This is a genomic window from Burkholderia singularis, from assembly GCF_900176645.1.
In the GTDB taxonomy this organism is placed as follows: domain Bacteria; phylum Pseudomonadota; class Gammaproteobacteria; order Burkholderiales; family Burkholderiaceae; genus Burkholderia; species Burkholderia singularis.
In genome coordinates, this window is sequence record NZ_FXAN01000061.1 from 130251 (window position 1) to 142619 (window position 12369).

Consider the following 12369-nt stretch of genomic DNA (forward strand, 5'->3'; position numbering starts at 1 on the left):
TTCACCGATTTTTTGTAAATCGAGACAATCGAAAGACCAACGGCTGCGGCAATTCCGGCACTCGCAGACAGCGCCGGCAAGAGAAAAGCGGATTCAGGGCCCATGATAATCGGCATAACTTACGGCAGCCTAGCTGCCCGTCTCCTCCGGCAAATGATCCAAATAGTTTTTTCTGTTATCACGGCCTTCCTCTCACCATGCCAAGCGGCCTCGATATCGTCTGAAAATATTGCATCTGAAATTACCGGCTTACCAACCAGTTAATTCGCTCCTTAATACATTCGATCGTAGTAAGGCAAAGCAGGCATGTCAATCAGTTTATAAAGAAAACGACTCTAAAAAAATATTCCCCCCATAACATTCCTCATTAAACTTAGCAAGGTTTAGATAAACAAAAAAACACAAAATCATAATGCGTTAATCAAAACACATAATGTCAAATTAAATCCGATTAGGAATGAATTAACACGAAAAGTCAGACGAAATTCCCAGCTCGGCAAACGTCGCATGTGGAAAATTCTGCCATCCTGCTGCTGCGACACGGCAAAAATTACGCACGCCAATCAATATCAATATTTGGGACGAGCAAAAAGTATCAACGATGTACCACTTTTGACGTAGCGTGTTGCCGCTTCACGTCACTACAGTTCGGCACATCGCCGGACGCCGTGATAACGTTGGAATTCGACGAGCGCGGCGTGCGCATGCCTCACGCTAAAAAACAAAATGCCGCGCAGCGGCTTTCGCAAAGCGAGACATGAACCCTGATCTTGAGATCGTCCCCACTCGTCACGATGAATCGTTTCGCGCGTGGACCCACGACTATCCGCACCCGGTCGCGAAATGGCATTTTCATCCGGAGTACGAAATCCATTTGGTTCGGGCCTCGCGCGGCAAGTTTTTCGTCGGCGATCATATCGGCGATTTCGCGCCCGGCAATCTGGTCATTACGGGGCCGAATCTGCCGCACAACTGGATCAGCGAGCTTGGCCCCGGCGAGCGCGTGCCGTCGCGCGACGCCGTGTTGCAATTCTCGCGTGCGGCGGCCGAGAAGATGGTCGCCGCGTTCGCCGAGTTGCAGCCGGTGCTCGATCTGATCGACGCCGCTTCGCGCGGCATCCAGTTTCCCGATACGCTCGGCCTCGCGCTCGCGCCGCTGATGGCCGAGCTGTCGAGCGCGCGCGGCTGCCGGCGCGTCGAGATCCTGATGGCGCTGTTCGGCCGGCTGTCGTCATGCGACGAGCGCCGGCTGCTCGCCGGCCCGCGCTACCGGATCGACGCGCAGCACTACATGTCTTCGACGATCAATCAGGTGCTCGCCTATCTGCGGCAGAACTTGTCGGGCGCGCTGGCGGAAACCGACGTCGCCGCGTTCGCCGGCATGAGCGTCAGCACGTTCACACGCTTTTTCCGCCGCCATACCGGCACGACGTTCGTCCAGCATCTGAACCGGCTGCGCATCGATCAAGCCTGTGAACTACTGATGGGCTCGGCGCTTAGCGTGACCGATATCTGCTATCGGGTCGGCTTCAACAATCTGTCGAATTTCAACCGGCAATTCCTCGCGACAAAAGGCATGCCGCCGTCGCGATTCCGCGCGCTGCATCAATTGAACGAACAGCGCGAGCGGCTGTCCGGCGATTCGAGCGATTCGAGCGATTCGAGCGATTCGAGCGATTCGAGCGATTCGAGCGATTCGAGCGATTCGAGCGATTCGAGCTCGCGCAACGCGGCCGCCCGCCCCACCGAGCCGCCGTCGCGGGCATCCCCGCGCGCGGCGTGCCAACCGAACCGGAGCCTCCACCCGTGACTTTTCTCGGCATCGATCTCGGCACATCCGAAGTCAAGGCGATTCTCACCGACGCCGATTCCACGCCGCTCGCAACCGGCAGCGCACCGCTATCGGTCGAGCGCCCGCATCCGCACTGGTCTGAACAAAGTCCTCAAGCGTGGTGGCACGCCACGCTCGACGCGATCGCCGCCGTGCGCGCGGCGCATGCGCGCGGCTTCGCCGCGTTGCGCGGCATCGGCCTGTCGGGCCAGATGCACGGTGCGACGCTGCTCGACCGCACGGGCCAGGTGCTGCGCCCCGCGATTCTGTGGAACGACACGCGCGCGGCCGCCGAATGCGTCGAACTCGAGGCGCTCGTGCCCGAATCGCGCGCGATCACCGGCAACATGGCCATGCCGGGCTTCACCGCGCCGAAGCTGCTGTGGCTCGCCAAATACGAGCCGGCGGTATTTCGCGCCGCCGCCAAGGTGTTGCTGCCGAAGGATTACGTCGCATGGCGACTGTCGGGCGAATTCGTGTCGGATTTATCGGATGCGTCCGGCACACTGTGGGTGGACGTCGGCCGGCGCGACTGGTCCGAGCGGATGCTCGCCGCAACCGAGCTGTCGCGCGAGCAGATGCCGCGCCTCGTCGAAGGCAACGCGGCGGCGGCATCGTTGCGCGATACGTTGCGGCGCGACTGGGGCATCGCCGGCCCGGTGACGATCGCGGGCGGCGCTGGCGACAACGCGGCCAGCGCGATCGGCATGGGCATCGCGAACGCGGGCAGCGGTTTCCTGTCGCTTGGCACCTCCGGCGTGCTGTTCGCCGGCAACGACCGCTTTGCGCCGAATCCCGATGCCGGCGTGCATGCGTTCTGTCATTGCCTGCCGGCGCGCTGGCATCAGATGAGCGTGATTCTGTCGGCGGCGGCGAGCCTCGACTGGTTCGCCAAGACGACCGGCATCGCGATCGACGCGCTGCCCGCACTTGCCGAGCAAGCCGACGCGGCGCGCGCGCCGCTCTTTCTACCGTACCTGAGCGGCGAGCGCACGCCGCACAACGATGCGAACGCACGCGGCGTGTTTTTCGGCGTCGCGAGCGAACACCGGGCGGGCGATCTGGCGTATGCGGTGATGGAAGGCGTCGCGTTCGCGATGGCCGACGGCTACGCGGCGCTGCGCGAAGCCGGCACGACGCTCGACGCGGCGTCGTTCATCGGCGGCGGCTCGAAAAGCGCGCTGTGGGCTCGGCTTTGCGCGGACGCGACGGGAATAGCGATGCACCGGCACGAGGGCGGCGCGCTCGGCGCAGCGCTCGGTGCGGCGCGGCTCGCCCGGTTGGCGGCGACGCAGGACACGATCGACGAGGTCTGCGTGACGCCCGCGATCGTCGAGACGATCGCGCCCGATCCCGCCCGCTCGGCGCTGCTGGCTGGACGACTCGCGCGGTATCGTCGGCTGTATCGCGCGTTGAAGGACGAATTCGCGGCGTAGCGGCGTGACGAGCGGACCGCTCGGCACATTTCGTTCGGTACACTCGGGGCGGGCCGCCGGATTGACTCGTTGCCGCCGGCACGCGGAAATCCGCGCGTTCGCAAGAGCCGCCTCGAGCGCGGGCCAGATCGGACGCCGCCGGCCGCGCGACGCGACACCGCATGGCGAAGCACCGCACCATATGGCGAAACTCGTCCGGCTCGACGAAGCGTCGCGCGACACAGCACCGCCCTGCAACGCAAACGCGGCCGCACCCACCGTACCTTCTACCGCTCGCGCTTGCGAGGCGCGACGCCGCCGCCCGCCCCGGAGCGGCGCCGCGTTCCCGGCATTCCCACCCCCGCGTCGATTCCCTCAATACACGTCGCGCGCATACCGCTTGTCCTTCGCGAGCCGCGCGACGTACTCCGCCGCGCGTTCGTCGGTCATTCCTCCATGCCGGGCGACCACCGTGCGCAACGCCGCGTCGACGTCCTTCGCCATCCGCGCGGCGTCGCCGCACACGTAGAAATGCGCGCCTTCGTCCAGCCACGCCCATAGCTGCTTGCCGTGCTCGATCATCCGGTCCTGCACGTAGATCTTCTGCGCCTGGTCGCGCGAGAACGCGAGATCGAGCCGCGTCAAAAAACCGTCGTCACGCATCTGCGTGAGTTCGTCGCTGTAGTAGAAATCCGTGTCCGCGTGCCGCTCGCCGAAAAACAGCCAGTTGCGCCCTGTCGCGCCGCGCGCGCGCCGCTCGTGCAGGAAGCCGCGAAACGGCGCGACGCCGGTGCCGGGCCCGACCATCACGATCGGCACGTCGCCGCTCGCGGGCGGCCGGAAGTGCGCGGACTTTTGCACGAACACCGGCACGTTCGCATCGGCCGCGCGATCCGCGAGGAACGTCGACGCGACGCCCTTGCGCTGCCGCCGCCCGTTGTTGTAGCGAACCGCCGACACGGTCAGGTGGATCTCGCCACGGTGAGCGCTCGGTGCAGACGCGATCGAATACAGCCGGGGCTGCAGCCGCTTGAGCATGCCGATCAGCTCGGCCGCCGATAGCTCGACGGGAAACTCGTGCAGCACGTCGGCAAGTTGCTGCCCCCATAGCCAGTGCTTGAGATCGGCACGGCGATCGTCGCGCAGCAGGCTTTTCAGCGCATCGCCCGCCGGGCTGCGCGCCGCGATGAACGCGAGCGTGTCCGGATGCGTGCGCGTGATGTCGAAGTGCCTGGCAAGCGCGTCCGCCGCGCGCAGCTCGCCCAGCCCCGCGACCGTCACCGGCGCGTCCGGCTCGACGTGCGCGAGCGTCAGCAACTCGTCGACGAGCGCCGGGCAGTTGGTCGGCCACACGCCGAGCGCATCGCCCGTTTCGTATTCGAGCGCCGTGCCGTCCGTCGACAGCGACACGTAACGCGTGTCCTTGGCCGCGCCCGCGCGGTTGAGCCGCCGGTTCGCGATCAGCCGCGACGCGGCCGGGCGCGCTTTCGTCGGCACCGCGCCGGCCGCAATCATGCCGTCGGCGGGCACCGCGTGCAGCGCGGCATCGTCCTCCTTGATCCGCGCGATCACGCGCTCGAGCCACGCATCGGCACCCGGCTGGTATTCGGCATCGCAATCGACGCGCTCGATCACGCGCGCCGCGCCGAGCGCGGCCAGCCGCTCGTCGAGCCGGCGGCCGTGGCCGCAAAACTGATCGTAGTTGCGATCGCCGAACGCGAGCACCGCATAGCGCACGCCGTCGATGCGAGGCGCGTCGTTCGCGCTCAGCGCGGCCCAGAAATCCTGGCCGTTATCGGGCGCGTCGCCATCGCCGAACGTGCTCGTCATCAACAGCACGTATTGCGCCTTCGGCAGCGCGTCGACCGGATAGTCGGCCATGCAGGCCACGCGGATCTCGAAACCGGAATCCATCAACTGGGTCGCGTAGCGCTCGGTCAGCGATTCGACATTGCCCGTCTGCGACGCCCACAGCAGCGTGACCTTCGGCCGCGTGCGCAGAATCCGCACGCCGTTCGCCGCATTCGCCACCTGCGCAACACGGGCCGGCGCGCCGGCCGGCAAACGCGCGTGCTCTTCCGGTCCGCCGCCGGGGCCGGGCGCGCGGCTGAACAGCCCGGCGAGCAGGCCGTCGAGCCATAGCCGGGTGTCGGCCGCAAGCGGCGCGCCGTCGGGCATGACCGGCACGCCCGCGAGCCGCGCCTGCGCGGCGGCCGCGCGCAAGCCGCCGATGAAGCCCTCGACGTAGACGCGCTCGGCGTCGGTGAGCCGTCGCGCGCCCGCCTGGGCGGGGATGCCGAGCAAATCGGCGAAAGTGTCGATATCGGCCATGTTCGATTCCTCGAAGGCGGCAACGGATGCGCAGCCGGACGGCGTGGTGCGCGCGCTGCCGGACGCCGTGCCGGCCGACGCCGCGCGCGCGTCGCCGGGCATCGCGGCGGCGGCGGCGGCAGCTTCAGCGGCGACGGCGTCGGCGGCGGCGCAATGCGGCTGGGCGGCGGCAGCCGTATCGCCGTCGGCGTCGGCGCGCGCGCCGCTGGCTACGTCGACGCGCGCGAGCGACACCGCGCAGAATTTAAGTTCGGGCTGTAACGACACCGGATCGACCGCGTCGCTCGTCACCGCGTTCACGCACAGCTCGTCGCCGTACACGTCGTTCCAGTGAATCGGCGCAAAGCACGCGCCCGGGCGCACGCGCTTCGTCACGACGGCTGGCAGGACCGCGCGGCCGCGCGGCGAGCGGATCTCGACGCTGTCGTTCGCGCCGATCGCGAGCGTCGCCGCGTCGTCCGGATGAACCTCGACGAACGGGCGCGGATTGAGCTTGTTCAGCATCGCGACCTTGCCCGTCTTCGTCATCGTATGCCACTGATGCTGCAGCCGGCCGGTGTTCAGCACGATCGGGAACTCGCGCGTCGGCGCTTCGGCCGGCGCGACGTGCGGCCGCGCGAAGAAGCGCGCGCGGCCGGAGGGTGTCGGAAACACGGGCCGCGGCGGCGCGGCAGCGCCCTCGCCGGTTCCCAGGGCCGCGCCGCCCGTCAGATAGCGGATTGGATGGCGGCTTTCGCCGTCGCCGGGCGGGCACGGCCATTGAATCGGCGCCGCACGCAGCGCCGCGTGGTTTGTGCCGCGCAGATCGTAGCCCGTTCTCGGATTCGCGAAGCGCGTGATCTCGTCGAATATTTCGGCAGCCGAACGATAATCGAATGCGTCGCCAAAGCCCATCGCGGCGGCAACCTGCGCGATGATCCGCCAGTCGGGCAGCGCGTCGCCGGGCGGCTCGACGGCCTGCTGCATCAGCGTCAGATTGCGCTCGGAGTTGATCATCACGCCTTCGGCCTCCGCCCAAAGCGCGCCCGGCAGCAGGATGTCCGCATAGCGGTTGGTTTCGGTATCGAGAAACGCGTCCTGCACGATCACCAGCTCGGCTGCCTTCAACGCCGCGATCACGCTGCTGCGGTTCGCGACCGTCGCGGCCGGATTCGTGCAAATGATCCAGCACGCCTTGATATCGCCCGCGGCCATCTTGCGGAACAGCTCGACCGTGCCGCCGCCCGCGTCCTGCCTGAGCGTGCCGGCGGGCAAGTTCCACACGGTCTCGACGAAGCGGCGCTCGTCGCCGTCAAGCGCGCTGCGCTGGCCCGGCAGCCCTGGCCCCATGTAGCCCATCTCGCGCCCGCCCATCGCGTTGGGCTGGCCGGTCAACGAAAACGGGCCGCTGCCGGGCCGGCAGATCTTGCCCGTCGCGAGATGCAGATTGCAGATCGCGTTCGTGCTCGCGGTGCCGTGCGTGCTCTGGTTGAGGCCCATCGTCCAGCAGCTCGTCCATTCGCCCGCCTCGCCAATCCACTGCGCGGCGAGCCGGATGTCGGCCTCGGCCAGCCCGGTAAGCTCGGCCACACGCGCGGGCGTGTAGTCGGCAAGAAACGCCGGCATCGCGTCCCAGCCTTCGGTGTGCGCGGCGATGAAATCCGCATCGGTCTGACCGTTTTCGTGCAGCAGATGGAGCAACCCGTTGAGCAGCGCGAGATCGGTGCCCGGCCGGATCTGCAGGAACAGCCCGGCCTTGTCGGCAGTCGCGGTGCGGCGCGGATCGACGACGATCAGCTTCGCGCCCGCCTTCACGCGGTCCATCATCCGCAGGAACAGAATCGGATGGCAGTCGGCCATGTTCGAGCCGATCACGAAGAACAGATCCGCGCGATCGAAATCCTGATACGAACCGGGCGGCCCATCCGCGCCGAGCGAAAGCTTGTAGCCGCTGCCCGCGCTCGCCATGCACAGCCGCGAGTTCGACTCGACGTGCCGCGTGCGGACATAGCCCTTCGCCAGCTTGTTGACGAGATACTGCGCTTCGAGCGAAAGCTGGCCCGACACGTAGAACGCGATCGCGTCGGGGCCATGGGCGTCGAGCACCGCGCGCAGCCGGTGCGCGGTCTCGGCAATCGCGTCGGACATCGGCACGGGCGCCGGATCGTGATCGCGCGTGTCGCGCACGAACGCATGTTCGAGACGGCCGGCGTTACGCAACGCGACGTGCGCGGACGAGCCCTTCGTGCACAAACGGCCGTAATTGCTCGGGTGCTCGGCGTCGCCGGACACTTTGACCACCTCGCCGTCCTCCACATGCAGCACCATCCCGCAGCCGACGCCGCAATACGGACACACGCTCTTCACGCTCGCCATCGTCATTCGCCTCGGGTTCGTTCGGTCACGCGGCGCGCCGTGCGCACGCACGCGCGCGCATCACGCGGCCACCCAGACGTCGCCGTCCTCGACGCGCGACGCATACGCGGCCACCGATTTGTCCGGTGCTTCGAGACATTCGCCGGTGCGCAGGTCGAAGTGCTGCTTGTACAACGGCGACGCCACGACGATCCGCTCGCCGATGCTGCCGATCAGCCCTCGCGAGAGCACCGCGGCGCGCGAATGCGGATCGATGTTGTCGATCGCGAATACCTGCGCGCGGGTGGCGTCGGCGGCATCGATATGGAACACGGCGATCTGCTCGCCGTTGACGAGCGCGCAGATGCCGGTGTTCGGCACGATGTCGTCGAGCGCGCAGATGCGGGTCCAGCCGGAAGCGGTTTGATGGCGGTTCATGTCGATCTCCTGGCACACAAAGGCTTCAAAGGTCTTCAGCGGGTTCGTTCAAAAAGGCTTCAACGAAGCTCACGCCGTTTCGGTTTGCGCTTCGGTTTCGAACGCGGGCCGCGCCTCCTGCGCGAGCGCATCGCGCTCGCCGGGCATCGCGGGCCGGATCTGGCCGCGCTCCTTCACGAACGCGATCGTCGAATCGGGCGCGTCGCTGTTGATGAAATGGCGGAAGCGCCGGCGCGTGGCCGGATCGTCGACGGCCTTCTTCCATTCGCATTCGTAGGTATCGACGATGCGCTGCATGTCGGCCTCCAGCTCGGCGGCAATCCCCAGCTTGTCGTGCACCACGACGTCGATCAGGTAATCGAGCCCGCCTTCGAGGCTGTCGCGCCAGACGCTGGTGCGCTGCAACCGGTCGGCGGTGCGGATGTAGAACATCAGGAAGCGGTCGATGTAGCGCACGAGCGCGTGGCGATCGAGATCGGCGGCGAGCAGCTCCGCATGGCGCGGCTTCATTCCGCCATTGCCGCACACGTACAGGTTCCAGCCCTTCTCGGTGGCGATCACGCCGATGTCCTTGCCTTGCGCCTCCGCGCATTCGCGAGTGCAGCCGGACACGCCGAACTTCAGTTTGTGCGGCGCGCGCAGCCCCTTGTAGCGGTTCTCGAGCGCGACCGCGAGGCCGACCGAATCGCCGACGCCGTAACGGCACCACGTCGAGCCGACGCACGATTTCACGGTGCGCAGCGCCTTGCCGTAGGCATGCCCGGATTCGAAGCCGGCTGCGATCAGCTCCTCCCAGATCAGCGGCAGTTGCTCGACGCGCGCGCCGAACAGATCGACGCGCTGGCCGCCCGTGATCTTCGTATAAAGCCCGTACTTCTGCGCGATCTGGCCGACCGCGATCAGCCCTTGCGGCGTGACCTCGCCGCCCGGCATCCGCGGCACGACCGAATACGTGCCGTCGCGCTGGATGTTCGCGAGGAAGTAGTCATTCGAATCCTGCAAGCCCGCGTGCTCGTGCTTCAGCACGAATTCGTTCCAGCACGACGCGAGAATGCTCGCGGCGACCGGCTTGCAAATGTCGCAGCCGAGCCCGCGCCCGTGCCGCTTGAGCAGCTCGCCGAACGTTTCGATCCGGCCGACGCGCACCAGATGAAAAAGCTCCTGCCGCGAATACGGGAAGTGCTCGCACAGATGATTGTTCACCGCGAGCCCCTGCCGCCTCATCTCGGCTTTCATGATCTGCGTGACGAGCGGCACGCAGCCGCCGCACGAGGTGCCCGCGCCGGTGCAGCTCTTCAGCGCGCCGATGCTGGTCGCGCCGCCGGCGAGCGCATCGCAAAGCTGCCCCTTGGTCACGTTGTTGCACGAGCAGATCGGCGCGGCGTCGGGCAGCGCGTCGACGCCGAGCGCCGGCTTCGCGCCGCCGTCCGGCTGCGGCAGGATCAGGAATTCGGGCGCGTCCGGCAACGCGATCCGGTTCAGCATCATCTGCAACAGCGTGCCGTACTCGGCCGCGTCGCCCACCATCACCGCGCCGAGCAGATGCGTGCCGCACTCCGATACGACGAGCTTCTTGTAGATCTGCTTGCGCTCGTCCGCGAACTGGTAGACACGGCTGCCGGGCGTTTTGCCGTGCGCATCGCCGATGCTCGCGACATCGACGCCCATCAGCTTGAGCTTGGTGCTCAGATCGGCGCCGGCGAACGCCGCGTCGCCGCCCATGAGCCGCCGCGCGACGACGCGCGCCATCTCGTAGCCCGGCGCGACCAGGCCGAATGTCTGGCCGCGCCACGCCGCGCATTCGCCGATGGCGTAGATATCGGCGTCGCTCGTCATGCAGTGTTCGTCGATCGCCACGCCGCCGCGCGGCCCGATCACCAGCCCGCATTGCCCCGCGATCTCGTCGCGCGGCCGAATGCCGGCGGAGAACACGATCATGTCGGCGTCCAGATGCGTGCCATCGGCGAATTGCATCCGGTGCGCGGCCATGCCGCCGTCGGTGATCGCGAGCGTGTTCTTGTCCGTATGCACGCGCACGCCGAGCGCCTCGATGCGCCCGCGTAGCATCCGGCCGCCGCCTTCGTCAACCTGCACCGCCATCAGCCGCGGCGCGAATTCGACGACATGCGTGTCGAGCCCCATGTCGAGCAGCGCCTTCGCGCATTCGAGGCCGAGCAGCCCGCCGCCGACCACCACGCCGCTCCTCGCGCGCGCGCCACACGCCTGCATCGCCTCCAGATCCTCGATCGTCCGGTAGACGAAGCAGCCGGCGCGCTCGCGCCCCGGCACCGGCGGCACGAACGGCGTCGAACCGGTCGCGAGCACGAGCTTGTCGTAGCCGAGCGTGTCGCCGCTGGACAGCGTGACGGTATGCGCGCCGCGGTCGACCGCGTTCGCCTTCGTGTTCAACCACAGCCGAATGTTCGGATGGCGCTCAAAAAAGCCTGGTTCGACGAGCGACAGATCGTCGGCCGAGCGGCCGGAGAAGAACGCCGACAGGTGGACGCGATCGTAAGCGGGGCGCGGCTCTTCGCAGATCACGTCGATCTGCGGCGCATGGCGCGCCTCGTCCGGGCCCATGGCCGCCACGATACATTCGAGCAGCTTATGGCCGACCATTCCGTGACCGATGACGACGATTTTCATGGTGAGGCTCCCTGTCAATTCGAAACGCTGTTGATGGTGAGCGCCTGCGCGCGCAGCGCCGCTTCGCTTGCCTTGTGCTCGGCGCTGAAGCGCACGGCGAGCGCGCAAAACGCCGCGCCGGTAACCGCCGCGCCGAGCAGCATCAGCGTCGGCTGGATCGCGCCGACGCCCTTCATCAGGTATCCGGCCGCGACCGCGCCGACATTGCCGCCCGCGCCGACGATGCCCGCCACGCCGCCCAGCGCGTGGCGATCGACGAACGGCACGAGCGCGTAGGTCGCGCCACATGCCATGTGCGTGAACAGGCCGAACGCGACCATCGCGACGACGGCCGGTGAGACGCTGCCCGCCTGCGCGAAGGCAAGCAGCCCGACGCCCTCGCCGACGATCAGCGCGAACAGCAGCGTCGCGCGCGCGTCGAGCCCGCGCCGCTCGGCCACGCGATCCGACAGCCAGCCGCCGAGGCCGCGCGCGAACAACGCGAGCAGCCCGAAGACGCCCGCGGCCAGCCCCGCATCCTTCAGCGACAAATGAAAACGATCGACGTAGTACAGCGCCGCGACGTTGTGCATGAACACTTCGACGCCGAAGCACGCGCCGTAGGTGACGAACAGCATCCACACGCGGTAATTCGCGCATGCGGCGGCGAAGCTCGCGAAGCCGCCTTTCTTGCCGCCGCCGACGGCGGCGCCGCGCGCGCGCAAGTCGGCGAAATCGCCTTGCGGGCAATCCTGCGTCGCACGCCAGTAGACGCACGCCATCGCCAGCATCGCGACGCCCGGCACGGCGAGCGCGGCGCGCCATGCGGACGCGTCGCTCAAGCCCAGCAGCAGCGCGGCGGCCAGCAACAGCGGCATCAGCGCCTGCGCGGCGCCCGCGCCGGCGTTGCCCCAGCCCGCCGCGGCCGCATTCGCGGTGCCGACCACGTTCGGCGCGAACATCATCGACGTGTGGTACTGGGTGATCACGAAGCTCGCGCCCACCGCCCCGATGCCAAGGCGGCACAGCAGGAACGTGGTGTAGTCATGGCTGAACGACGCGGCGAACACCGGAATCGCGCCGAGCGACAGCAGCGCCGCATAAACGCGCCGCGGGCCGTAACGGTCGCAAAGCGGGCCGACCACAAGCCGCACGGCGATCGTCGCCGCGACAGCCGCGATGTTGATGTTCGCGACCTGCGCGGCGCTCAGCTTGAATTCGTGCGCGATGACGGGCATCAGCGGCGCGCACGCGAACCATGCGAAAAAACAAATGAAGAACGCCATCCACGCCAGGTGGAAAGCGCGCATCGGCGCAGTGCGCCAGTTCAGCAAATCGATGCGGGTAGCCTTGTCGGACATTGCGTGTTGTCTCACCAAACGAAAACGGCGCCCT

The 12369-nt window shown here is 67.2% G+C and carries 6 protein-coding genes; 2 read left to right on the top strand and 4 right to left on the bottom strand.

Features of this window, described 5'->3' with window-relative positions; genetic code table 11:
* The first annotated feature begins 757 nt into the window (after positions 1-757).
* Together BSIN_RS13565 and xylB are read left to right on the top strand one after the other, a co-directional pair.
* Positions 758-1810, top strand: a complete 1053-nt coding sequence (locus tag BSIN_RS13565) for a helix-turn-helix domain-containing protein (protein ID WP_089340894.1) — start codon at positions 758-760, stop codon at positions 1808-1810.
* Positions 1807-3267 carry a xylulokinase gene (gene xylB / locus BSIN_RS13570; protein WP_089340895.1) on the top strand — a complete coding sequence of 487 codons (1461 nt, stop codon included), beginning with the start codon at positions 1807-1809 and terminating at the stop codon, positions 3265-3267. Before BSIN_RS13565 ends, xylB begins: the two co-directional genes overlap by 4 nt.
* 354 nt (positions 3268-3621) lie before the next feature.
* Here xylB and BSIN_RS13575 read toward each other — a convergent pair whose 3' ends face one another.
* The 4 genes from BSIN_RS13575 to BSIN_RS13590 all read right to left on the bottom strand — a co-directional run bounded on the left by BSIN_RS13575 (position 3622) and on the right by BSIN_RS13590 (position 12335).
* Complete coding sequence (locus tag BSIN_RS13575; protein ID WP_089340896.1) at positions 3622-7938, bottom strand: bifunctional nitrate reductase/sulfite reductase flavoprotein subunit alpha; 4317 nt, start codon at positions 7936-7938, stop codon at positions 3622-3624.
* Positions 7939-7992: 54 nt separating this feature from the next.
* On the bottom strand, positions 7993-8349 hold the full coding sequence (nirD, locus tag BSIN_RS13580) for a nitrite reductase small subunit NirD (RefSeq protein ID WP_089340918.1): 357 nt from the start codon (positions 8347-8349) through the stop codon (positions 7993-7995).
* 69 nt (positions 8350-8418) lie between these two features.
* Complete coding sequence (nirB, locus tag BSIN_RS13585) at positions 8419-10995, bottom strand: nitrite reductase large subunit NirB (RefSeq protein WP_089340897.1); 2577 nt, start codon at positions 10993-10995, stop codon at positions 8419-8421.
* A 14-nt stretch (positions 10996-11009) separates the two neighbouring features.
* Positions 11010-12335 (bottom strand): MFS transporter, encoded by a 1326-nt coding sequence (locus BSIN_RS13590; protein WP_089340898.1) that lies wholly within the window; start codon positions 12333-12335, stop codon positions 11010-11012.
* Between the last annotated feature and the right edge of the window lie 34 nt (positions 12336-12369).

Bases quoted from the DNA above. Each gene is read 5' to 3' on its own strand.
- BSIN_RS13565 (WP_089340894.1), top strand. From the start codon at position 758: ATGAACCCTGATCTTGAGATCGTCCCCACTCGTCACGATGAATCGTTT.
- BSIN_RS13575 (WP_089340896.1), bottom strand. From the start codon at position 7,938: ATGACGATGGCGAGCGTGAAGAGCGTGTGTCCGTATTGCGGCGTCGGC.
- nirD (WP_089340918.1), bottom strand. From the start codon at position 8,349: ATGAACCGCCATCAAACCGCTTCCGGCTGGACCCGCATCTGCGCGCTC.
- nirB (WP_089340897.1), bottom strand. From the start codon at position 10,995: ATGAAAATCGTCGTCATCGGTCACGGAATGGTCGGCCATAAGCTGCTC.
- BSIN_RS13590 (WP_089340898.1), bottom strand. From the start codon at position 12,335: ATGTCCGACAAGGCTACCCGCATCGATTTGCTGAACTGGCGCACTGCG.